The organism is Dolichospermum sp. LEGE 00240 (assembly GCF_015207875.1).
Taxonomy (GTDB): Bacteria; Cyanobacteriota; Cyanobacteriia; order Cyanobacteriales; family Nostocaceae; genus Dolichospermum; species Dolichospermum gracile.
The window spans coordinates 98193-121297 of the sequence record NZ_JADEVZ010000003.1 but is presented as its reverse complement, the minus strand read 5'-3'; the positions used below and the strand labels follow the sequence as shown (position 1 = coordinate 121297).

The 23105-nt window shown below is 40.4% G+C and carries 19 protein-coding genes; 10 read left to right on the top strand and 9 right to left on the bottom strand.

What is annotated here, in order from left to right; all coding sequences use genetic code 11:
* Positions 1-20 precede the first annotated feature (20 nt).
* A complete protein-coding gene (locus IQ226_RS01520; protein WP_193891203.1) occupies positions 21-449 on the bottom strand; it encodes a VOC family protein in 429 nt (142 codons plus the stop codon).
* A 150-nt stretch (positions 450-599) separates the two neighbouring features.
* Positions 600-1115 carry a TIGR02652 family protein gene (locus IQ226_RS01515; protein WP_193891200.1) on the bottom strand — a complete coding sequence of 172 codons (516 nt, stop codon included), beginning with the start codon at positions 1113-1115 and terminating at the stop codon, positions 600-602.
* 239 nt (positions 1116-1354) lie between these two features.
* Between IQ226_RS01515 and IQ226_RS01510 the strand changes: the two genes are divergently transcribed.
* From IQ226_RS01510 to IQ226_RS01500, 3 genes are all read left to right on the top strand, one after another.
* Positions 1355-1858: a gamma carbonic anhydrase family protein gene (locus tag IQ226_RS01510; RefSeq protein ID WP_193891197.1), complete on the top strand. Its 504-nt coding sequence runs from the start codon at positions 1355-1357 to the stop codon at positions 1856-1858.
* A gap of 431 nt (positions 1859-2289) precedes the next feature.
* Positions 2290-2415 carry a photosystem II protein Y gene (locus IQ226_RS01505; protein WP_193891194.1) on the top strand — a complete coding sequence of 42 codons (126 nt, stop codon included), beginning with the start codon at positions 2290-2292 and terminating at the stop codon, positions 2413-2415.
* A gap of 120 nt (positions 2416-2535) precedes the next feature.
* On the top strand, positions 2536-3792 hold the full coding sequence (locus tag IQ226_RS01500; protein WP_193891191.1) for a folylpolyglutamate synthase/dihydrofolate synthase family protein: 1257 nt from the start codon (positions 2536-2538) through the stop codon (positions 3790-3792).
* A gap of 248 nt (positions 3793-4040) precedes the next feature.
* Here IQ226_RS01500 and IQ226_RS01495 read toward each other — a convergent pair whose 3' ends face one another.
* Positions 4041-4886: a CPBP family intramembrane glutamic endopeptidase gene (locus IQ226_RS01495; RefSeq protein WP_193891188.1), complete on the bottom strand. Its 846-nt coding sequence runs from the start codon at positions 4884-4886 to the stop codon at positions 4041-4043.
* Between the two features lie 203 nt (positions 4887-5089).
* A complete protein-coding gene (gene clpS / locus IQ226_RS01490) occupies positions 5090-5371 on the bottom strand; it encodes an ATP-dependent Clp protease adapter ClpS (RefSeq protein WP_168643381.1) in 282 nt (93 codons plus the stop codon).
* 269 nt (positions 5372-5640) lie between these two features.
* On the opposite strand from clpS, the gene IQ226_RS01485 reads away from it, so the two are divergent.
* Positions 5641-6015: a hypothetical protein gene (locus tag IQ226_RS01485; RefSeq protein ID WP_193891186.1), complete on the top strand. Its 375-nt coding sequence runs from the start codon at positions 5641-5643 to the stop codon at positions 6013-6015.
* A 58-nt stretch (positions 6016-6073) separates the two neighbouring features.
* On the opposite strand, the gene IQ226_RS01480 is transcribed toward IQ226_RS01485, so the two are convergent.
* The gene (locus tag IQ226_RS01480; RefSeq protein ID WP_015078743.1) at positions 6074-6271 is read right to left on the bottom strand and encodes a hypothetical protein; all 198 of its coding nucleotides are present in this window, start codon (positions 6269-6271) and stop codon (positions 6074-6076) included.
* A gap of 1079 nt (positions 6272-7350) precedes the next feature.
* Here IQ226_RS01480 and IQ226_RS01475 point away from each other — a divergent pair.
* From IQ226_RS01475 to IQ226_RS01465, 3 genes are all read left to right on the top strand, one after another.
* Positions 7351-9954: a TIGR03960 family B12-binding radical SAM protein gene (locus IQ226_RS01475; RefSeq protein WP_193891183.1), complete on the top strand. Its 2604-nt coding sequence runs from the start codon at positions 7351-7353 to the stop codon at positions 9952-9954.
* A 1422-nt stretch (positions 9955-11376) separates the two neighbouring features.
* A complete protein-coding gene (locus IQ226_RS01470; protein WP_193891180.1) occupies positions 11377-13545 on the top strand; it encodes an Rne/Rng family ribonuclease in 2169 nt (722 codons plus the stop codon).
* 185 nt (positions 13546-13730) lie between these two features.
* Positions 13731-14387, top strand: a complete 657-nt coding sequence (locus tag IQ226_RS01465; RefSeq protein ID WP_193891177.1) for a ribonuclease HII — start codon at positions 13731-13733, stop codon at positions 14385-14387.
* 161 nt (positions 14388-14548) lie between these two features.
* Here the strand turns inward: IQ226_RS01465 and IQ226_RS01460 are convergent, their stop codons facing one another.
* Positions 14549-15160 (bottom strand): DUF1997 domain-containing protein, encoded by a 612-nt coding sequence (locus IQ226_RS01460; protein WP_193891174.1) that lies wholly within the window; start codon positions 15158-15160, stop codon positions 14549-14551.
* 342 nt (positions 15161-15502) lie between these two features.
* Between IQ226_RS01460 and pheA the strand changes: the two genes are divergently transcribed.
* The 3 genes from pheA to IQ226_RS01445 all read left to right on the top strand — a co-directional run bounded on the left by pheA (position 15503) and on the right by IQ226_RS01445 (position 17851).
* The gene (gene pheA, locus IQ226_RS01455) at positions 15503-16366 is read left to right on the top strand and encodes a prephenate dehydratase (protein WP_193891171.1); all 864 of its coding nucleotides are present in this window, start codon (positions 15503-15505) and stop codon (positions 16364-16366) included.
* Positions 16367-16639: 273 nt separating this feature from the next.
* On the top strand, positions 16640-17377 hold the full coding sequence (locus IQ226_RS01450) for a GDSL-type esterase/lipase family protein (protein ID WP_228039186.1): 738 nt from the start codon (positions 16640-16642) through the stop codon (positions 17375-17377).
* A gap of 249 nt (positions 17378-17626) precedes the next feature.
* Complete coding sequence (locus IQ226_RS01445) at positions 17627-17851, top strand: hypothetical protein (RefSeq protein WP_193891168.1); 225 nt, start codon at positions 17627-17629, stop codon at positions 17849-17851.
* A 164-nt stretch (positions 17852-18015) separates the two neighbouring features.
* Here IQ226_RS01445 and IQ226_RS01440 read toward each other — a convergent pair whose 3' ends face one another.
* The 3 genes from IQ226_RS01440 to IQ226_RS01430 all read right to left on the bottom strand — a co-directional run bounded on the left by IQ226_RS01440 (position 18016) and on the right by IQ226_RS01430 (position 22674).
* Positions 18016-19221, bottom strand: a complete 1206-nt coding sequence (locus IQ226_RS01440) for an ABC transporter permease (protein WP_193891165.1) — start codon at positions 19219-19221, stop codon at positions 18016-18018.
* 110 nt (positions 19222-19331) lie between these two features.
* The gene (locus IQ226_RS01435; RefSeq protein ID WP_193891162.1) at positions 19332-20654 is read right to left on the bottom strand and encodes an efflux RND transporter periplasmic adaptor subunit; all 1323 of its coding nucleotides are present in this window, start codon (positions 20652-20654) and stop codon (positions 19332-19334) included.
* 208 nt (positions 20655-20862) lie between these two features.
* Entirely contained in the window at positions 20863-22674 is a 1812-nt protein-coding gene (locus IQ226_RS01430; protein ID WP_193891159.1) for an ABC transporter ATP-binding protein, read from the bottom strand.
* Between the last annotated feature and the right edge of the window lie 431 nt (positions 22675-23105).

Below are 23105 nucleotides of genomic sequence, written 5' to 3'. Positions count from 1 at the left end.
ACCAATTACCTGTTCCCTTTTCAAGTTAATTTGTGCAAAAACCGCAAAAATTCCAAAGGCAACCCGTCAGAATCAGCGATAAACGCAACTTCTAAAATGTTATCGCCAATTTGCTGCTGTGTAGGTTCTAAAAGAATTTTCAGGGGTGGTAGATTTTCTATTATTGCTAACCGTGTTTTTAACCTTTCCAACCAAGTTGGTAAATCCGGTGTGATCTGCGTCACATCAAACGCCAGATGATAATAGCCTACATAATGTTCATCATCAAAAGCATCTGGGGCTGGTTTAGGTTGGGGAATTTGGATGAGTTCAATTCGAGTCCCTAAACCTTCCATCCAACAAGCTAGAGTATAACCGGTAGTGAAGCGATCGCCCACCGTAAACCCTAACTGCTCATAAAAAGCGATCGCTAAATGGATATTTGCCGTTCTAATAGAAGCATGGTGCATAGAATTTTGGATTTTGGATTTGAGATTTTGGATTCATCTACAATCTAAAACCCAAATTGGGGAACAGGGAACAGGGAACAGGGAACAGTAAGATATTTATTTAGACTTTCTTCTCTCTTGCCCCTTGCCTCTTGCCTCTTGCCTTGTTACCTACTCAAACAACCGAAAATATGGATAACGCACCGGCACACCAGGTTCTTTATCCAAATCAAAGTTAATTACTTCCCAGCAAGGTTCGGCAGTGGAATCGGGACTAAACTCCACAGGTAAGCCATATAATCGCGCCCCTGTAGCAACTTCCCCTTGTCCAGCACGCCAAGGTGTACTCCTTTCTAAATAGCCACTCATCAACTCCTGATAACGGTTAGCAACAATAATCCTCGTAGCCCGATAACCCTGAGTATAAAGCTTGTCCAAAGCTTCATGAATTTCAAACCGAATCCCATCAGGATGGGTATGTTGACGATACCATTCTCCATCCCATCTGCGCCAATGACGACCAGACTGTAAATGAACCAATTCCTCCGTTTTGGGTTCAGCTTCAAATGCGCCATGACGAGGACACAAATAAGTATCCGTCAATGTCAAGGCCGAAATAGTTTGGCGACAGTGAGGACACTGTATTTCAGGGCCAAATATCGGGTACTGAAAGCCTGGATTTATCATGAAGTGCGTATAAACATAATATTGTGTTTTTTGCCAGCACCAGTAGGTTTAACTTTACACTCCTGTTCCACTACTTTAAATAACTTGCTCAATGCTACATAAAATGAAGATAGTGCTTGAGAACAAGTTTCACAACCGCCTAACGATAGAAGGTCAACGTCGTGATATTCTGGTTTTGCCGCCAGCCCTAAAGGTTGGAGTTCCTCCAGTGTTCCTGGGTACCATATCCATATTCTATCGTGTCTATCTCTTCTGGCTGGAAATCTCCAGAATTTTCTCAAGCTGCTTTTGTGGCAGCAAACGCCACTATTATTGGTTCTGTCACCATAGCAGCCAAGGCCAGCATTTGGTATGGCTCTGTGGTTAGAGGTGATGTAGAACGAATTAAAATTGGCGAATGTACAAATATTCAAGACGGGGCCATTCTTCATGGTGATCCTGGTGTCCCCACAATCTTAGAAGATCACGTCACTGTCGGTCATCGCGCTGTGGTACATTCTGCTCACATTGAGCGTGGTTGTTTAATTGGTATTGGGGCAATCGTCTTAAATGGCGTCAGAGTCGGCACAGGTAGCATTATCGGCGCAGGTGCAGTAGTCACAAAAAACGTTCCCCCCGGTTCTCTAGTCATGGGTGTTCCCGGTAAGGTAGTCCGTCAACTCTCAGACACCGAAATCACCGAACTCATCGAACACGCCGAAAAATACCACCAATTAGCCCTTCTTCATGCTGCTAATTGGTAATTGGTAATTGGTAATTGGTAATTGGTAATTGGTAATTGGTAATTGGAATAAACTTCTTACCTGCTCCCTGTAACCTGCTCCCTGTAACCTGTAACCTGTAACCTGTAACCTGTAACCTGCAACCTGCAACCTGTAACCTGTAACCTGCAACCTGTAACCTGTAACCTATAACCTATAACCTGTCACCTGTAACCTGTAACCTGTAACCTGTAACCTGTAACCTGTAACCTGCAACCTGCTCCCTGTAACCTGTAACCTGTAACCTGTAACCTGTCACCTGTCACCTGTAATCTGTCACCTGTCACCTTTTCCCTGACTTTTAATCAAACTTTACATATAAGCTTGAAAAAATTCCCCACTTCAGATCACAATAAAAGTTGAGAACTGTTGATAAAACTTAAGATTTTTGAATTTAGAGAGGATTTCTAGATATGGACTTTGATAATCGTGTACTAATTGTTCTAGCACCTGTAGCGATCGCTGCGGGTTGGGCTGTTTTCAATATCGGTGCTGCTGCCCTTAGACAAGTACAAAACTTTTTGAGCAAAGAAGTGTAATTTTAGGGGACAGGGGACAGGGGACAGGTTACAGGTTACAGGTTACAGGTGCTACGCCACGGGGACAGGTAAGAAGTTTATTCCAATTACCAATTACTAATCACCAATTACCAATCACCCATGAACGTAAATTCCCTACTCCAACCCTTTCAGCACTTTGGTGTGAATTTGGGATTGTCTCGAATTGTCAAATTACTGGCAACCTTGGGAAATCCCCATCACCAAGTGCCAATTATTCATGTAGCTGGAACTAACGGTAAAGGTTCTGTTTGTGCTTACCTGTCTGCGGTACTTACTGAGGCTGGTTATAAAACCGGACGCTACACATCCCCCCATTTAATAGATTGGACAGAAAGAATCTGTATTAATGAACAGCCAATTGATAGTGATAATCTGTGTGAACTAATACTCCAAGTTCAAGCCGCTATTAATCCAGACGAAGAATCACCCACTCAATTTGAAGTCATTACCGCTGCGGCTTGGTTATATTTTGCCCAGCAACAAGTTGATATTGCAGTGATTGAAGTAGGATTAGGCGGGCGTTTAGATGCCACAAATGTTTGTGATCATCCTTTAGTAACAGTCATTACTTCTATAAGTCGAGAACATTGGCAGCAACTTGGACCAACTGTAGCCCATATTGCCAGAGAAAAAGCCGGAATTATCAAACCAGGATGTCCGGTGGTGGTGGGTTCATTACCAGCAGATGCGGAAAATGTGGTAAAATCCCGTAGTATAGAATTACAATGCCCGATTTTTACCCCACAACCATCTGATCAAATTAATCAAAATTGGGCAGAATATCAAAAAATAGCCAGTCCAGAAACAATCAAATATCCTTTACCATTACAAGGACAAATTCAATTACATAATTCAGCTTTAGCATTAGCAGCTTTAGAAATTTTGCAAAAACAAAATTGGCAAATTTCCGAGGAAGCTATGATTAATGGTATGGCTAAAACCAAGTGGCCAGGGAGAATGCAATGGACAACTTGGAAAAGTCATAAACTCCTCATTGACGGCGCACACAACCCAGCCTCAGCAAAAGTTTTGCGAGATTATGTAGATAGTCTCAATACCAAAAATATCACTTGGGTAATGGGAATGCTGGCGACTAAAGATCATGGTGATATCTTTCAGGAACTTCTCAAACCAGGAGATAAATTATATTTAGTGCCAGTACCCGATAGCAATTCAGCAGATTTGGTAGAATTAACTGAGTTAGCAACATCAATTTGCCCAGATTTGAACTTTTGTAATTCCTATTCAGATGTATTTTCAGCTTTAGATACTGCTTTTATAAACACAGATACTCAAGTTGTTTTATGTGGTTCTTTGTATTTAATTGGTTATTTTTTGTCAGGAGTTAAAGCGTAGTGGTGCAGAAAACTTTTTTGAGTTTCACAATGAAAAGCCTGAAGGGTTAAAATAGAAGCTGAAACCCAATGACCTCGTTCGATGTCTTGAGAAATCCCAAATCCATTGTTTCGGGTATAATCCTTTATTTATAGGTGTTTCAGGGGTTTTCTGCACCACCAAGGGAGTTAAAGATTAATCCTATTTTCCTTTTTATCAACCTCAAACCTTTGATTCATTTACATTTGGGGAATGTCAATCTCCAAATTCTATACTCTTCCCTGTTCTCCGTTCCCTGTCACCTGCTGACCACCTATCCACCAAGCCAACCCACCCATAAATAATACCCCCATAACCCCCTGTAAAGGATTATTATTCACACCAGTCACCCAGTCAGGAACTTGTCCCGAATATTTTGTCAATTGTCCCACATTAATGATGTAATAACCCCAAACCAACCCACCATGCAAACCAATGGGTAAGCCTAAACGTCCCCGTCGCCAACGTTTTCCCCATACCTGCGTTAACCCCAACAACACCAAAGCCGGAAACTGGGGTAAAGTATGAATAATTGCCTCCAAAGGTTTAATAAAATGGGATACAGCAAATAAAATTGCATTTATCCTCATAGCAATATTTAATTTGTAGTCTCGTTGTAACTCATCCAATAACCAACCCCGAAATAATAATTCTTCTGCAAAACCCACACCCAAACTAACTAATAAACCTTCTAAAATTATTCTTCCCAAAAACACTTGTGGTTGCTGCCATACCAACCAACCTAGCACACTTTCCAAACCAAATAAAACTAAAACACTAGTTAGTCCAATAGCCAACCCCTGCAACACATTTACTCCATTCAGGCGCGTAAATTCTAACCCATAATAGCTGAATATTTTTGGTTGTTGATAAACTCGATTACCCCAAATATTGAGCAGAAAAATAAACTCTACATATAATATAACCAGAGTCAAAATACTTTCTAAATTAGTATCTTCCACTAGCAAATAAATTGGTAAAGCCAGGGGTAGCCATAACAGTAATAAACACAAGATAAAACAGCCCACCCTGATAGGGGCGGGACTTTGGGCAATTTGGGCTAAATTAATTTTCATTATAGACAGGACTTACGCAACTGGCACATTGGTAGGGTGCGTCAGACATCAACAATCTGTTTATTTGCAGGATTTATGCAGTCTGACGCACCCTACAACAGATTTTTGGTGTGACACTTGCGTAAGTCCTAATAGAGTTTAGTCAATCATCATTAGTCCTAATTATATATTTCTGCCAATGACCAATGACCAATGAATAACAACTATTCTTCTGGTTCAATCGTACTACTTAAACCATGATTATTGAGGGTTTCACAATAGAACTCAGCGTGTTCTTGGGCGCAAGTAATAACCAAAGCTAACCCATTATGGTGAGCTTCCATCATAATACTAACAGCTTGCGGTTGGGTAATGCTATTAACAGTAGTCATTAGCACTTGTACAACATACTCCATCGGATTATAATCATCATTATGGAGCAAGACGCGATACTGAGGCGCAAGCTTGCGGGATGTAGAACGCTTCTCAATGGTTTCGACTGACACGGTTCTTTGCTCTTTTATCGTTGATTTACTACAATATGATCCTGTTCAGCATTTGCCTAACAGTTATTGACTTCTGCATTGCCGTATTTCCATCTTAAAATACCTTTGGCGTTACTGAGAAGTTTTTCCTATAACATCATAGCACAAACACAAGAAATTGACATTAATAATTGGGACAGAAAAATTTTCCCTTATTTTCTATCTCATCACTGGCAACGGGAATTATTAAAATTAAGGAAACTGCCACACAGAAGTTACTCTAGATAGTTATGGATATCAGCCCAAAATTTCAACCGGGACAAATTGTATCCTTGGATTATAGCCATCAGCATCTTTATGCAGAAGTCATTGAAATCGTCGTTTCCCGACAATTGTGCTGGGTGCGTCCTTTACTGCTTGTGAACTCTAACTCAGAATTACCACTTATAATTGATTTACAAGGTGTATCAGATTTGTTCTGGCCACTAGATTTGTTTAGACCGGCTTTAGATACAGAAGTTATTGCCTTTTTAGGGCAACTTTTTCCTAAAGAACTAAAATTTGAGCCTGATTTAGTAGCTAAACAACAATTTAATTTATTTATTCATCAACTGTGGCAAGCATATCAACAAGGACAAGAAACATCAAGAGACTTAATTGCATAGGTAATACTAGCAACAATAGGATGTTAAGACGCAGCGTTAATACCTTCCAGCACGAGTATTATCCCCAGGTAGGAACTAACTGTACTCTGCCAGCATCCATCTCTGCCATTAGTAATTCTAAAGCTTCATAGTCAACATCAGAGATATGACCTAGCTTTGTTAATTCTGAGTTAATCTCATTTTCGATTTCTGGCGTTAGCTTGCGGATATGCAGGGCTTTTTCTACCAACTGACGAATCACGTATCGAGTTTTCATAACAAATAAACCAAATTGCAGTTACTAGTCATTATCTAAGACAATGCTCGGTATAAAAGGTGATTTATACCTCTCGACGCTGTGATTTAGATCACTACTCAATAATCAAGACCAGTTATTCGCTAATTCTGTTTTTATCAATGACAAGGGTAAAAGTCAAGGTGGACAAATACAGAGGAGTTTTACTGAAACCACCTTCATTCCTAGCTTCAGCAAGAGTAACTGCTATAGGGACAGATGATTAATCTGCATTCAGAAGGCATAAGTAGATTGTTTTTTAACTTGCTAAAAAAAAATGTATATATCAGTACACTTTACCATTGACTTATGACAATCTTTAAATAAACCCAGTCAACCTATAAAGATTGAGTAAAGAGTCTTCCAACTTGTAGCCAAGTCAGGAAAAAAAGTTTATGCTCAGATGAAGCCTAAATTTATATTTATTACGAATAATACTAAAATATTTCTATGCTAACAAATGCAACTTATTCTAACATACCTCTAAGATACAAGGTTGGGTTGAGAAACATATCCCTACAGGACACTGCGTGAACACGAAGTGTGCCTCAAAAACTTAATCGTCGTTCAGGCAAGGGATGAAAGCTACTTCAGCTATTTACGCCTCAGTTATGTTAGGATAGTTTAATCAGTACAAGATTGAGAAACCTACCCCTGGACTGGGGGAAAGTCTACGCCCGAAACAACCTTGAGGAGATATCACTACGCCCTACTGGGCAAACGTGGTGAGCCTGGGAACCTGTGCAAACAGGATATTAAGGCTGTGAAGTCTTAAGAATCCCTTGCCTTTAGGCAGGAGAGTGTCAAGGTAGCTAGAAGATAGCAAACAAAGTGGGATCAACCTAAATTGTAGTAACACGGATTAGTGGAACATAAGTGATATCACTTATTGTAAAGGTATCTCCGGTCGGGTTGTAGTGCAATCTGCGACCCGACTAGAGATCAGGGTAGATGGGAAAAGAATCGGCGGGAAACTAACTGATTTTAAAAAACTCCACAGCAAAGATGCTTATTTCTACCTTTGACTCCAAAACACTACATTATTTTCGAGATTAGAAAACGTGGCTGTTTTAGTTGAACAATTAATAACGTCAGATATTTTAAAACCTGCCCGTTACCTGGGTAATGAGCGTTTAGCAGTCCATAAACCTTGGGATAGGGCAACAATCCGCTGGGTTTTGACCTATCCAGAAGTGTATGAGGTGGGGGCATCAAATTTAGGGCATATCATCTTATACAATATTTTGAATGCCCAGCCTCGCCAGTTATGCGATCGCGCTTATCTACCGGGAGCGGATTTAGCCGCCAAACTTCGCACCACGCAGACACCCTTGTTTGCTGTGGAATCTAAACGGTGGTTGACGGACTTCGATATTTTAGGCTTTAGTCTCAGTTACGAATTAGGATGCACCAATATTTTAGAAATGTTGGATTTAGCGGGAATCCCTGTCACCAGAGAAGAACGGTTACAGGGAAATTACCCGCTAATTTTTGCCGGTGGACAAACAGCAACATCTAACCCCGAACCCTATACAGATTTCTTCGATTTCATGGTTTTGGGAGATGGTGAAGAACTGCTTCCCGAAATTGGCTTGGTTTTAGAAGAAGGGAAAAAATCAGGCTTGAGTCGTCAAGAACTATTATTAGACTTGGCGCAAGTTCCTGGTGTCTATGTGCCGCAGTTTTATGAAATGGGTAAAGGTGGGGCTGTATATCCCCTGAGTCCAGATGTACCCAAAAGAGTCCTCAGAAGAGTCGCCACACCCATTCCTGCCTATTCTATTGGCTTAGTTCCTTATGTAGAAACAGTCCATGATCGCCTCACCATTGAAATTCGTCGCGGTTGTACTCGCGGTTGTCGCTTCTGTCAACCAGGAATGCTAACTAGACCAGCGAGGGATGTCGAACCGGAAAAAGTGGTAGAAGCTATAGAAAAGGGAATGGGGGAAACTGGTTACAATGAGTTCTCCCTCCTGTCTTTGAGTTGTTCTGATTATTTAGCCCTACCAGCGGTGGGGATGGAAATTAAAAATCGCTTAAAAAATGACAATATTTCTCTCACCTTACCGAGTCAGAGAGTAGATAGGTTTGATGAAAATATTGCCAATATCCTGGGAGGTACGCGCCAAGGTGGGTTAACCTTTGCCCCAGAAGCGGGTACACAAAGAATGCGGGATATTGTCAATAAGGGTTTGACAAATGAAGAGTTATTGCGGGGGGTAAAAACGGCTTGGGAACAGGGTTGGGATAAAATTAAGCTGTATTTTATGATTGGTTTACCCGGTGAAAGCGATGCTGATGTGATTGGCATTGTGGAAACGGTAAGATGGTTAAAGCAAGAATGTTGGGAAAAAGGACGCAGATCGTTAAACTTCACTTTGACCATTTCCAACTTTACCCCCAAACCCCATACTCCCTTTCAATGGCATTCAGTTTCCACAACTGAGTTTGCGAGAAAGCAAAACCTCCTGCGGGAAGAATTTCGGGGAACGCGGAATGTGAAAGTAAATTTCACGGATTTTCGCATCTCGGCGATGGAAGACTTTATTGGTAGAGGCGATCGCACTTTGGGGAAAGTGTTACATCGGGCTTGGCAATTGGGTGCAGGCATGGATGCTTGGTTTGATAATGTAGATAAAGCCTTTACAGCTTGGGGAACAGCCATTACCGAAGCCGGTTTAGACTGGAAATACCGTCAAGTGGAAAATGGCGAATGGAATCTGTTTGCTGTCAGCAACAACGACCAAGAAACTCTCTCACCACTGGATACTCCCTTACCTTGGGATCATATTGATACTGGCATTGATAAAAAGTGGCTGCAACAAGACCTACAACGCGCTCTAGCAGCCGCAATTGTCCCTGACTGCTCTTTTGAAGGTTGTTCTCATTGTGGAGTCTGTGGCACAGATTTCGGTCACAATGTGGTGATGGCTGCACCACCCATTCCCAGCTTTGCCGGCGATTTTGTCCCCAACACCACCAAAGCTCAACGATTGCGAGTATGCTTTGGTAAACAAGGAGATATGGCTTTAGTCAGTCACTTAGATTTAATGCGTCTATTTGATCGAGTCATGCGCCGTGCCGGTTTACCCATCACCTTTACAGGTGGTTTTCATCCTGGACCAAGGATTGCTTTAGCCAGTGCTTTAAGTTTAGGTGCTACCAGTAGTGGAGAAATAGTTGATTTTGAGTTGACTGAACCAATGGATGTGGCAACTTTTCATGCCCAATTGGTTAAACAACTACCTAGTGACATTCCTGTGTATAATGTAGTAGAAATAGACATCAAGTCTCCCTCCGCTACCCAAACTCTGGAAGCAGCCGAGTATTTATTAACAATATCTACAGCCCAAAGCGAGGGAAAATCGGCACAATGGCAAAACTGGATTGACACTATTAAACATCAAAAGGAGATTTTATCGGCACATACAACCAAATCCGGTAAACAGCAATTAATAAATCTGCGCGATCGCCTGTGGGAGATAGAATTAATTTCCGTCTCTCACCAAGAATTAGACTCAATAGCCGTTGTGCGTTACTTGGGTAGTTGTCGCCCTGATGGAGTGATCTTGCGTCCTGAGCAAATCTTGTCTATGCTGGAAACGGTGGCGAATGTAGAATTTCATCTCTTGCATATCCACCGCCAGCGTCTAGTTATTGGCTAACTTGCTAGTAGTTGTCAAAAATTAGCACATTGTAGAAATTGATTTTTGGCAAGGTTGCGTTAGAATGATAATCAAGAGAAATTTTCTGGCACTGCATTGAATGACTTGATTCACTACCTGAGATCACCTGAGTTCGGTGTTAGGAGTTCGCAGTTTCTCCTTCGGAGACGCTACGCGAACGGAGTTATGATTTTTTCAACGAGATCATAAGGGTTTGAGACTCATACTTGGGGCAGTTTTCCACAAATTATCTTATGTCGAACTCAGGTGAGATCATCACAGGAACGAAGGCAAAGATATACAGCAGATTGCAAATTAATGAAGTACAGGATCTAAATTCAAAGCCGGACAGCAAGCCAGTTTTACTCCTGACTCGGTGAATTCTGCTGTAAGAGTGTAACTTCTAAGATTGTATCCCAGACAAACTCTACTGCTGATGACAAATCACTCTCTCTAGCTACCCTGTGAATCAATCGCTAACAATAGCTTTCCTTAACTTCTCCACTGACTGATTCAGTCCATCTCTTAAATCAGACTTGCTTTTATTGCGGGCTTTTAAGCAACTGCTACAAATGTAAGTGTGTCCAATTGTAAAAATACCACATAAGTAGGGATGGCTGAATAAACCTAAAACCATTTATTAACAGAGGGTTTCGCGGATTTTTACCACAAAAAAGTGCCAGGTTTTGGCTAATGGTGTCTCAAAATAGGTACATTTTTCTTTGTCGGATTGGGAAAATTGAGGATATCCAGACAGTTAAAACTGTTCCCTGCCCTCACAGACAACTTTTTCAGCAAGCCCTAAGTATTGACAGTGATGACAACCCTGCCATAATTCTTACAAGGATGACCGTATAAGTTATCTGCACCTAGCTAGACTTTCTAGTAAAAACACGGATAGTGAATTCAGTGCTAAAAGCAGATTTACCTGCACCAGCAGATGGTAAACCCCGAGAGATACCGTGTTTAGACGCGGAGTTTTCCACAAAGTGTGTACTTATAGCAGAAGTCAGGAATCAGTGAGTCAGGAGTAAAACCCTGGTTGGGGATGAGTTTCATGATTAATTGATGTCCTAACTACCTTGTGTGTTGCTATATTTAGATATGGTCAGCTTTACTTAATGAATCTTAACTTTGAAACAGATATCTACGGATATCCAAAGTTTAAATAGCAGCGTATAGTAGGGGAAATCAGCCAAGGGCGGTTGATGGAAGTTCTTAAACTATATGCAGTTATCCAGGAATAATTCGGCGTGTAAACGCAATCACAGTATCATTAGCTCTTCATAACTTTGCAGAGCTACTCAAATTGGAAGTTTTTATTACTAGTAGCGTCTTGTAGCAGCGACCGTCAGGACAAGGGGGATAACAAAGAAATTCCTGGTAATTCCCAGCGGTGCTGCCAATTTTTGAGGAAATTGAATGCCAAAACAAATTATCATCGCGGAGCAGCATCAAATTGCTGCCGTATTTTCGGAAGATCAAATACAAGAACTCGTTGTAGCTACGGGTCATCATCAAATTGGTGATATCTATTTAGGTGTAGTCGAAAATGTATTACCTGGGATAGATGCGGCTTTTGTCAATATCGGCGATCCAGAACGCAACGGATTTATTCACGTCACTGATTTAGGTCCATTAAGGCTGAAACGTAGTGCAGCAGCGATTACAGAATTGCTAACACCACAACAAAAAACCTTAGTGCAGGTGATGAAAGAGCCAACCGGATCAAAGGGTCCCCGGCTCACGGGTAATATCACCTTACCTGGACGTTATGTGGTATTAATGCCCTATGGACGAGGGGTAAATTTATCGAGACGGATTAAAAGCGAAAGTGAACGGAATCGCCTCAGAGCTTTGGCTATTTTAGTGAAACCAGCAGGGATGGGTTTGCTGGTACGCACAGAAGCAGAAGGTAAGCCAGAAGAAGCAATTATTGAAGATTTGGAAGTGCTGCAAAAGCAGTGGGAAATTGTCCAGCAAGAAGCAGTGACTTCCCGTGCGCCGGCTCTACTGAATCGTGATGATGACTTTATTCAGCGCGTGCTTAGAGATATGTATGGTAGTGATGTGAATCGCATAGTTGTTGATTCCAGCACTGGTTTAAAACGAGTGAAGCAGTATTTACAAAACTGGAGTGGTGGACAAACACCCCAAGGATTGTTAATTGATCATCACCGCGATCGCTCACCTATTTTAGAATATTTCCGCATCAATGCCGCCGTCCGTGAAGCCCTCAGACCCAGGGTAGATTTACCATCAGGCGGTTATGTCATCATCCAACCAACGGAAGCTTTAACAGTCATAGACGTGAACTCCGGTTCATTCACCCGTTCGGCAACTGCTAGAGAAACAGTCCTGTGGACAAACTGCGAAGCGGCGGCGGAAATTGCCCGTCAGTTACGGTTGCGAAACATTGCTGGTGTGATTGTGGTTGATTTCATTGATATGGAATCCCGTCGTGATCAAATGCAAGTTTTAGAACACTTTAACAAAGCTCTTAAAGCTGATAAAGCCCGTCCCCAAATTGCCCAACTGACTGAATTAGGTTTGGTGGAACTGACCCGGAAGCGTCAAGGCCAAAACATTTATGAATTGTTTGGCGAAACTTGTCCGACTTGCGGCGGTTTAGGACATACCGTCAGATTACCTGGAGAACTAGAAAACCGTCTGCCTATCCCAGCTGCGGACATCCCAGAGCGGTTTGTACCCATGCCACAAAGGGAATCTCGTCCACCTGCACCCACTACTCGCATCCCTGATATCGGTAGTCTGCCACCAGTGACACCGAAAGATGTCTATGATGGCTTTGGTGATGGATTTGAAAGTGAACCGGAATTTAGTTCTCTGCATCTGATCAATCATCCTAGTTACCAAGAATTAAATGATAAGCGTCGTACCCGTACCCGCCGTAGCCGCATTGGTGTAAATGGTGGTAATGGTAAGGATGAATCCCGCTTACCTACTAATCCTCTAGCTTTTGTTAATGATTCAGATTTGGACTTAGAAGAACCTGAATTACCAATGCCAGAAATTTCTCCCCCAACTATTAATAAATCAGGTTGGACGGAAAGACCGGAACGGACAAAGGTAAAATTAGATCCGATTAAGGTAGAACCACCAGAGGTAATTACTGTAGAAATGTCAGCAAAGGAACAGGATACTTATGCTGAAATGGGAATTTCTCCTTTACTCAAGTTAGATCGGGAGGGAAAAAATCCCAGATCGGTGATTATTAATGTTGTACAACCAGGAGAATCACCTAGTGAAACACCTGAAGTTAAGCCTGAACCAATTGTTACTGAAAAAACAATTCCTGAAGTTGTCACTCTTAAACTACAGGCACCAAAGTTTGAGATAGAAGAAGATTCATCTTTTCCACCATTAGTAATATTTCCAGAACTGACTAGAATTTCCGAAGAAAAAGCAAGTAAACCTGAAGGACAAATAGAGCCTGAGCAAGAAACTAAAGCTGAAGAAAAAACGGAATCTGAAAAAGAAATAGAATCTGATAGTAATAGTAGTTCTATTCCTAACCGTCGTCGTCGCCGTCGTTCATCAGCCTTAGATACAGATGGTTTCGGACTATGATTTTTGTGAATGGTCTGAACTATGATTTTTGTGAATGGTCTGAACTATGATTTTTCTGATTTTTGTGATTTTTGTGATTAATTAATGATTAATTAATTAATGAATCAATCAGATAAATCAAATCAATCAAGTAAATCAAGTAAATCAAGTAAATCAAATAAATCAAACAAATCACAGTTCAGACAATGGGAGAAATTAAACCTGCATCCTGGGATAATTCGAGTTGGTTAGAGTTTTCTACTTACTCAAATATGCAGGGTGCAGTTGGGGGTGTAGATGAGGTAGGCAGGGGCGCTTTATTTGGTCCTGTGGTAGCAGCAGCAGTTATATTACCAGTGGACGCTTTATCAATCCTGATGTTAGATAACATTAAGGATAGTAAAAAGCTGTCTAGTTCTCGGAGAACTAAACTGGCTCAAAAAATTGCCACGTTGGCTGTAGATTGGAGAATTGGTTATGCTACAACGGCGGAAATAGATGAGTTGAATATTTTACAGGCAACTCTTTTGGCAATGAAGCGGGCGGTTCTGAAGTTGCGGATAAAGCCTGAACTGTGTTTGATTGATGGTAATCAGTTGGTGAAGAATTTGCCAATACCTCAAGAAACAGTTGTCAAAGGTGATGAGCGATCGCTTAATATTGCGGCAGCTAGTATCATGGCCAAGGTTTGGCGTGATGATTTGCTGCAACGGTTAGCGTTAAAATATTCGTTGTATGATCTAGAAAAGAACAAAGGCTATGGAAGTCCGCGTCATTTACTGGCGCTTCAAAAATACGGACCTTCATCTTTACATCGTCGCTCTTTTCGTCCTTGCCAAACAATTTTAGATTTTAGATTTTAGATTTTAGATTTTGGATTTTGGATTCCCAGTTGTTGAGGACAAACAATTTTGGATTTTAGATTTTGGATTTTGGATTTCCAGTTGTTGAGAACAAACAATTTTAGATTTTGGATTCCCAGGTTTTGAGAAAAATTGCCAAATTTGCCTTGTTTTTCCCTAAACTACTCAAAATTTAAAGTTGGTAATATGACTCCTGACTCCTGACTTCTGACTGCTGTTGTATGATCAATCTCGTTATTTTGAGTTTGGGAGATTACCCAACGACGATAATCTGCTAGGAGATGATGTAACAATCTTTGCTTAATTGTTAGTAGTACACTTTTGAGCAATCCATTCCCTGTAGTTTCTAAAATTGATTTGGGTGTAAAGGAAAATGGTTGCGGTATGTCTACTAAAACTTCCAAATCAGCTTTTCCTTGCAAGTGGGTTTCACCATTGAGTTGTACTGGTGACAAATAACCTTTTAAGTTCAGTGCAAACCTTTCGTTAATATACTCAAAACCCAATATCTCACAACCGAGCGATCGCAAATAAATTGTTCCGCTTGCATCCGCCCAAACTCTCATGTCTACAGTCGGCTGAATACTCAGTGACATAAAAGACAAAGGACGCATTTTCAACCGAAAAACTTCTTCAGAAAGTTGTTGAATTCTAGTATTATCAGCTAAGGCATTAACTAAACGTTGAGGCTGCCGCAGGTAGTGTTGAATAGGAATAGATTGCTTAGGAACGGAAATTTCCACCGATTGAGAGGCAATAAACTTAGTAACCATGAGCAAATTAAACCATTTGTTTTTTTATTGTAATATTTTTTAACAATATTTAGGGTTTGCTAAAAAAGTCTTTTCGTGAAGGCTAGGAGTCAGGAGTCAGGAGGAAGAAGAAGTTTAAAGTAGGAATAGTCTCAAATCTAAGAAAGTGATAGGTAAATGGACGGTTTGAACCTTCATTCCTGGCGGCTAATTCCCGTTTTTTAACCCGGAAACTCTTCATATATCTAGGTTTTTGGTTTATATGGCGATCGCCACCCTATCAGCAACCCCCATTCAACAGCTTGAACTGCCAAAAATCCAAACCTTAATTCATTATTCATCAAATTCGCCAAATTTAATAGCATGAATCAGAAAATCGCCCATTTAGGTCCACCGGGGACTTATGCCGAACAAGCGGCTTTTTTTTATCTCAACTGGTTAAAAGCCCATTCGGACATTAATTCTCAGAAAAACTTTGAATTATGTCCATATTCTACCATTGCTCAGTCCCTACAAGCGATCGCTGATAATCAAGCAGCCATAGCTGTTGTTCCGGTGGAAAATTCTATTGAGGGTAGTGTCAACATGACAATGGATAGCTTATGGCAATTAGGAAATTTAAAAATTCAATTAGCTTTAGTTTTACCAATTCAACATACATTAATTTCCTATGCCACAAGTTTAGATAATATTAAAACTGTCTATTCTCATCCTCAAGCGTTAGCACAATGTCAAGAATGGCTATCACAGTTTTTGCCAAATGTTAATTTAATTCCTAGAAATTCAACCACTGAAGCACTACAAGGATTAGAAGCGGAGGTCACGACAGCAGCTATATCTTCCAGTCGGGCGGCACAATTGTATAATTTACCTATTCTGGCCAGAGGAATTAATGATTATCCAGAAAACTGTACTCGGTTTTGGGTAGTAAGCACGGAGGAGAATCATCCCCTTGATTGTACTCATACATCTTTAGCATTCAGCGTACCAGCTAATGTACCAGGCGCATTAATGAAAGTATTGTCAGTATTTGCTAGTTTAGGTATTAATCTTAGTCGGATTGAATCGCGTCCAACAAAACGTTCTTTAGGGGAATACTTATTCTATTTGGATATTGAAGCAGATGTAAATGCACAAATCATGAAATCTGCTTTGGAAGAGTTGCAAAATTATACAGAAATTTTGAAAATTTTTGGTAGTTATAGTGTGTTACCAATTAGTTTATAATTGGTCAGTTGTCAGTTGTCAGTTGTCAGTTGTCAGTTGTCAGTTGTCAGTTGTCAGTTGTCCGTTGTCCGTTGTCCGTTGTGATTGGTCATTGGTGAAAACTATTCTTCTTCTTCCTTCTTCCTTTTTTCTTCATCCTGACTCCTGACTCCTTCTTCTTCATCCTGACTCCTGAACTCCTGACTCCTTCTTCTTCATCCTGACTCCTGACTCCTGTAATAGTGTAAAAATATATAGAATCTTCTGCAAATATCCATTACATTACTTTTTGAAATGCCAAGTTTTCCGACTTCTACCTTAATGCAAATATCTGTAGCGCCAAAACTTTGTCAACCTTTAAAGATTGTCGCCTTGGGAGATAGCTTAGTATATGGATACGGTGATCCAGAGAAAGGTGGTTGGGTGGAACAACTGCGACGGTGGTGGATGTTACCGGATAGTGTGGGTCATGTGCTTTATAATTTGGGGGTAAGGGGCGATCGCACACGGCAAGTTTACCAAAGATTAGAAGCAGAATTTCGTCACCGGGGAGAAATCCGCAATCGTGTTCCTGACTTGATTATTTTGTCTGTGGGTGTTAACGATACACCTCGGTTAAGAAGTCCTAACGGCAGAAATTACACAGATTTTGGTCAGTTTGAATCAGAAATCGCCACATTGCTGGATCAAGCTCAAAAACTCTGTCCTGTGCTGTTTGTGGGGATGGTTCCCGTAGAGGAAAGCAAAATGCCCTTCCTTGATTGTTTATTCTATAATCATGCCGACCAATACCGCTACAAAGAAGCAACACGACAAGCTTGTGAACAAAGACAAATTCCCTATTTAGATATTTTTGATCAATGGATGCAGCGGAGTCAAGAATGGAGAAGCGATCGCATCACCAGCGACGGACTGCACCCCAACACCCTGGGTTATCAGGACTTATTAGAAGCCGTACTCAACTGGAAAGAATTATCCCAATATCATTGTCAAGCTGATTATCGGGCAGAATTACAGCAAGAGTTGAGATAAGTTGGCTGTCTCAGGATGTCCCGGATTCAAGGATGAACAGGATGAAAACAGTGATTTTACAGCACTTCCCGATGTTATGAGGTACAAATGGCAGAGTTTGGGTTTATGGTCATTGTAAACCCCTACCCTCCAAGATTCCACCTCATTAACCCTCCCGTACCGCTACCGTAAAAAGATATTTTGATAGTAGAAAAATATTTCTCAACGACGCTATAATAAAAAAATCTATACTTCAATGAATAAGTAATTATGAAAAAAATAGAAATAGAACTAGATCAAGAAACTTATGACAAAATACAACAACTAACCCAGACTAATCATTGTCAAATCTCCGATTTAATTAAAGCAATGATTGAGCAATTGACTCAACCAGAAATTCTCAACGATTCATTTATTGGCAAATGGTCAGATGATGCAGAATTAGTTGATCAAATGATTGAAGATATGTTAAAACATAGAACCAATTTACGCTGATTTAGAAAAAACTGGACAAACCATAGGATTAGCAGATGTATTAATTGCTGCAATTGCTATAGAAAATAATTTAATTCTAGTAACAGGAAATACTAAACACTATCAAAAAATTCAATCATTAGGCTATCCTTTGCAATTAGATAATTGGAGAGATTGATTTAGAATCAGCCACTTCTGAGGGCGACAATGGGGTCTAACATAGCAGCTTGTCGGGCGGGGAAGACACCGAAAACTAAGCCTATGCTACCAGATATTGTCACAGCCACAGCGATCGCATATAGAGGAAATTGAGGAGTTAAAGGGGTGAAAAATGCCAAGGGGATAGTTCCCCCAACTCCCAAAATTATCCCCAACAAACAGCCAGAAAGAGAGAGAATAATTGCCTCAATTAAAAACTGCGCTAAAATATCATTCCGAGTTGCCCCAACTGCCTTGCGTAAACCAATTTCTTGAGTACGTTCAGTCACAGAAACTAACATAATATTCATAATGCCAATTCCCCCTACTAACAAAGAAATGGCAGCAATTAAAGCTAATAATAAAGATAAAATACCAGTTACCTGTATTACTAATTCTTGAAACTTTTTATTAGCAAAAACAGCCACATCTTTTTTACCATGAAGTCGAGCCAGAATATTAGTAATTTGAAAACCTGCGGCGCGAACACTATCTTTATCCTTTGCAGTCACTAAAATATAACTAATAGGAATATCAGATATTGATCTGCGTCCAACTAATCTATTCGCAAATGTTGTCAGTGGAACAATTGCAGTTTGATCCAAATTCTCCCCAGCATAAGCACCCTTTGATTGTAACAAACCAATCACTTGAAACGAGATATTATTAATGAGAACTTCTTGTCCCACAGGATTTTCATCACCGAACAACTTGCGGCTAGTTTCCGCACCCAAAACAGTGACTTGAGCCTGTTCTTGCTGTTGTGTTTGGTTAAACATTCTGCCAGTGACAAGCACAAGATTCTGCACAGCAAGCAAATCAGACGTAGTTCCTTTAACAGTTGTGGATGTTAATTTATTATTAAAACTAATTGGCATTTTTTGCTCATCTACAGGCGCAACTTGACTAACACTAGGAACTTGAGCTTTAATTGCTTCTGCGTCTGATAACACCAATTGAGCATCAGGAAATTTCATGCCTTCTTCATCTTCAAAATTACTATATACCGTCAGTTGATTTGCTCCAAACGCCTCAAGTTTTCCCAATACAAGATTTTGTGCGCCCTGTCCAATCCCAATCATACTAATAACTGAAGCATTGCCAATAATTATTCCCAGCATTGTTAGTCCGCTACGGAGTTTATTAGCAGAAATAGTTGCAAAAGCCATATTCACACTTTCTAGAAAATTCATAAAAATAGAAATTTACTTCTTTAATTTACTTCCTTCTTTCTTCTTTCTTCGTGTTCTTCGCTCCTTCGTGGTTCATTTAATCAATATTCTTCCAGTAAAAAGAGAGTAGGCTAAGATCCAGTAACACGATCAACACCATCAATTAATTGATTAGCTGGTGGTTGGATAAAAACCCGTTCACCCTCAGAAAGTCCGCCCAAAATTTGCGTTTTATCACCAGAAGTAATTCCTACCTGTATGGGATGAAATTTGGCTTGATTATCTTTGTCTGGTAACAATACACCCACTTGCCCCTCTTTACCAGAAACCACAGCAGCAGAGGGAATTACCAAAGCATTGCGAATGTCATTCACCCGAAAAGTTAACTTCACATTTAGCCCTACCTTGAGTTGATCTTGACCCGTTGCCAAAGCAATCTTGACTCGCATAAAGGTGACATTTTCTTCCTTAACTCCTCTGGGGGCAATCAATCGAACTTTCCCTTGAAAAACTTGATCAGGAAAAGCATCAAGGCGAATTTCTACAGGCTGATTTTTCTGAATTTGCGCCATATTTACTTCGGGAACTTTAGCTTCTATTTCCAAACCACTGGATAATTCAGCAATGGAGGCACTTGTTCCCCCTTCATTAGTAGAAACAGAAGTATTTGGAGTTACAAAGTCCCCCGCCTGGGCAAAACGCCGGGTAATTAAGCCAGCAAAAGGGGCGCGAATGAAAGTATTTTCTAACTGATTTTCATAAAATTGTAATTGGGCAGTTGCTTGAGCTACTTCAGCACCGGCTTTGGTAATTTCCTCAGTTTGATAACCGGAAAGTAGTTTTTTCAGTTGTTGTTGAGCAGATATCAGACTAAATTTAGCTTGTTCTAAGTTATCCTTAGAGCTTCTCTCTTCATTCAAAGCTGCATCTAAATCATCACGAGATATTGCCCCTTGAGATACAGGATATTGCCTACGCTTAACTCGTTGAGAGGCTAATACCAAGCGAGATTGAGCTTCCCGCACTTGGGCTGTATACTTACGTACATCAGCTTGAGCGATCGCAATTTCTTCTGGTCTATAACCTCTACGCTTTTCTTGTAAATCGGCTTTTGCCTTCCATAACAGCGCTCGATACTGATTCACCTGGGCTTGAAAGGCTTGACGCTCCATTTCTGCAACTAATTGTCCCTTTTGGACAGAACTACCTTCATCTACATAGAGTTTGGCAATTCGACCGGCTTCTCTTGGGCCAATATTAATTTTGCGAACTGGTTGGACAACTCCATTAGTTTTGATTTTAATGTTTAAGTTGCTGATAGTGACAGGAACTGTTAAATCTGTAATATCTTTTTTGCTGGGTTGATACCAATGGCTGAAATAAGCAATAGCAATTCCAGATAAACTCAGTGCGGTCAGCCCAATGAGCCAAGGAATCGGATTTTTGATGTTCATGGCTGCTGCATAGAATAATATTTCAAAAATAATTGAACGCAGATAAACGCAGATAAACGCAGATAATTTTTCTATTTCTCAAACTCCTACTCTCCGCGCCTGGAGCGCCTCTGCGTGTTAGCGAAGCGGGGCGAAGCCTGAAAAAATCATACCTTCATTCACCAACGCCGAATTTTATAATTCTGTGCAGCCCCAGATGTGATTGATATTACACCCCATACTGTTCTACCTGCATATTCCAAAGCGCGGTATATTCTCCTCCCAGTTGTAAAAGTTCTTGGTGAGTACCATCTTCAATTAAATGACCATCTTTGAGGACTAATATCCGGTCAGCCATTCGCACTGAGGCTAATCTGTGGGTAATGAGGATGGTAGTTTTTTCTTCCGCCAGTTCCACAAAGCGCAGGTAAAAATCACACTCGCTGCGGGGGTCTAGTGCTGCGGTAGGTTCATCTAAAAGGAGTAGCTGGGCTTGTTTGCGGACAAAGGCACGAGCTAGAGCTAATTTTTGCCACTGTCCTCCAGAAAGTTCTGTCCCACCAAACTGCTTACCCAATTGTGTATCTTCTCCACTGGGAAAATCATCCACTAGTTTGACAATATCGGCTTTTTCTACCGCATATCTGAGAATTTCTCGATTTTCTAAGGCGGCTAGGTTTCCCAATGCGATATTTTCCCCAACGGTGAGGGAGTAATGTCCAAAGTCTTGGAAAACCCCCGCAATTTGCTGTCGCCACTGTTCTAAATTCAAATCTCTCAGGTCTATACCATCAACGATAATCCGTCCCGTGGTGGGGTCGTAGAGCCTGGTTAATAGCTTAACTAAAGTGGTTTTACCTGCGCCATTTTCTCCAACTATGGCTACTGTTTGTCCTGGGTAAAGGGTAAAGGAAATATCCTTGAGTGCTAATCTACCATCTGGGTAGTGAAAATCAACTTGATCAAAAGTAATACCTGTACGAATTGGAGTGGGGATTTTTACTCCAGGTATGTTCAATGTCATCGGGGTAGGACTGTCGAGAAAGTTGAAAAACTGCTGCATATAGATAATATTCTCGAATAAATCTAACCAATGACTGACAAATCTTTCTAAATTATTCTGGAAGTAAGTTAATGATTGTACGAATAAAAGGACACTTCCTGGGCTTAACAGTCCTCTAAAAGCTTGTTTCACGACCCAATAGAAAGAAAATCCGTTTCCTAATGTACTGAGAATGGCTAAACTAGATGACCAAAATGCTTGTTTACCTCGCAAATGCCGCATGGATTGATGTAAGGATTGAAATGCTTGTCCGTAAAGCTGCATAAAAAATGCACCTAGCTGAAACAACCTAATTTCTTTGGCATAGGTATCAGTGAGCATTACTGTCGTGTAATACTGCATTTTTCGAGCTTGGGGACTGTTTTCAAATAAAGTGATCCAAATCTCTCTACCATATTGGGAAGAAACTACGATCTGGGGTATAGTGGCGATCGCAATTACAATGGGTATCCAAAAAGCCAGAGGAATTAATAGCCCAATTACCACGATTAAAGTAATCAAAGAACGACTTAACTCAACTAAATTCTCGACTAAATTTAAGGGTTTATAGCTAACTTGTTGTTGGAGAAGTTGTAACTCATCATAAAATTCAGCATCTTCAAAACGGCTCAAGTCTGCAAAACTATCAGCTTTTCGCATTAATAATAAACTAATGTGAGCCGTTAACTTATCATTGAGATTTCCTTGCAGTGCAAATATCCAAGGATAAAGCAGGGTTTCTAATAGCAAAGCTCCCACCCATGCTGCTACCAAATACCATAGAATGGAATCATCTAAGACTTTACCAGTTGTTAAAGCCGTAGCCACAGTATCTACTACCAGTTTAGTAATCCAAACACTAACCCCAGGAAGAAAACCTTGCAATAAAGTCACAGCAATCAAAAACACCATTTCTTGAGGTGCTGCTGTCCATAACAAGGGTAAGGAACGCCATAAAACTCTACTATAATCTTCCGCCCAAACTCTTAAATCACTCATTAATTAACCCTAATTTTTTATAATCTGTTAGATAATTCCCTGATTTCCAAAAATTTGATATTTTTCAAGTAATCAGGACTTACGCAACTGGTACATTGGCAGGGTGCGTCAGATATCAACAATCTGTTTATTTACAGGATTTATGCGATCTGACGCACCCTACAACAAATTTTTAGTGTGACACTTGCGTAAGTCCTAGTAATAACTAAATTTATTACTTCAATCCTTTGGTATTTTTTTTGATTCTGCTGTCCATATACTTTAATATCTTACTTTTGAAAATTTTTGTCCTCCACTTCTTAAGGATGAATATTTCAGAAAAAATTAACTGTATGTTGTCTCACGACCTTACTAAAGGAGTAAATATAAAGAAATAGAACTGCTCTTTTAAAGCAGTCATGAGCATTATTTTAACTTCGCCTTAACTATAA

What these genes read in the sequence shown, in the direction of transcription:
- IQ226_RS01520 (WP_193891203.1), bottom strand. Translation starts at nt 449, where the DNA reads ATGCACCATGCTTCTATTAGAACGGCAAATATCCATTTAGCGATCGCT.
- IQ226_RS01515 (WP_193891200.1), bottom strand. Translation starts at nt 1,115, where the DNA reads ATGATAAATCCAGGCTTTCAGTACCCGATATTTGGCCCTGAAATACAG.
- IQ226_RS01505 (WP_193891194.1), top strand. Translation starts at nt 2,290, where the DNA reads ATGGACTTTGATAATCGTGTACTAATTGTTCTAGCACCTGTAGCGATC.
- IQ226_RS01500 (WP_193891191.1), top strand. Translation starts at nt 2,536, where the DNA reads ATGAACGTAAATTCCCTACTCCAACCCTTTCAGCACTTTGGTGTGAAT.
- IQ226_RS01495 (WP_193891188.1), bottom strand. Translation starts at nt 4,886, where the DNA reads ATGAAAATTAATTTAGCCCAAATTGCCCAAAGTCCCGCCCCTATCAGG.
- IQ226_RS01485 (WP_193891186.1), top strand. Translation starts at nt 5,641, where the DNA reads ATGGATATCAGCCCAAAATTTCAACCGGGACAAATTGTATCCTTGGAT.
- IQ226_RS01480 (WP_015078743.1), bottom strand. Translation starts at nt 6,271, where the DNA reads ATGAAAACTCGATACGTGATTCGTCAGTTGGTAGAAAAAGCCCTGCAT.
- IQ226_RS01470 (WP_193891180.1), top strand. Translation starts at nt 11,377, where the DNA reads ATGCCAAAACAAATTATCATCGCGGAGCAGCATCAAATTGCTGCCGTA.
- IQ226_RS01465 (WP_193891177.1), top strand. Translation starts at nt 13,731, where the DNA reads ATGGGAGAAATTAAACCTGCATCCTGGGATAATTCGAGTTGGTTAGAG.
- IQ226_RS01460 (WP_193891174.1), bottom strand. Translation starts at nt 15,160, where the DNA reads ATGGTTACTAAGTTTATTGCCTCTCAATCGGTGGAAATTTCCGTTCCT.
- pheA (WP_193891171.1), top strand. Translation starts at nt 15,503, where the DNA reads ATGAATCAGAAAATCGCCCATTTAGGTCCACCGGGGACTTATGCCGAA.
- IQ226_RS01450 (WP_228039186.1), top strand. Translation starts at nt 16,640, where the DNA reads ATGCCAAGTTTTCCGACTTCTACCTTAATGCAAATATCTGTAGCGCCA.
- IQ226_RS01445 (WP_193891168.1), top strand. Translation starts at nt 17,627, where the DNA reads ATGAAAAAAATAGAAATAGAACTAGATCAAGAAACTTATGACAAAATA.
- IQ226_RS01440 (WP_193891165.1), bottom strand. Translation starts at nt 19,221, where the DNA reads ATGAATTTTCTAGAAAGTGTGAATATGGCTTTTGCAACTATTTCTGCT.
- IQ226_RS01435 (WP_193891162.1), bottom strand. Translation starts at nt 20,654, where the DNA reads ATGAACATCAAAAATCCGATTCCTTGGCTCATTGGGCTGACCGCACTG.
- IQ226_RS01430 (WP_193891159.1), bottom strand. Translation starts at nt 22,674, where the DNA reads ATGAGTGATTTAAGAGTTTGGGCGGAAGATTATAGTAGAGTTTTATGG.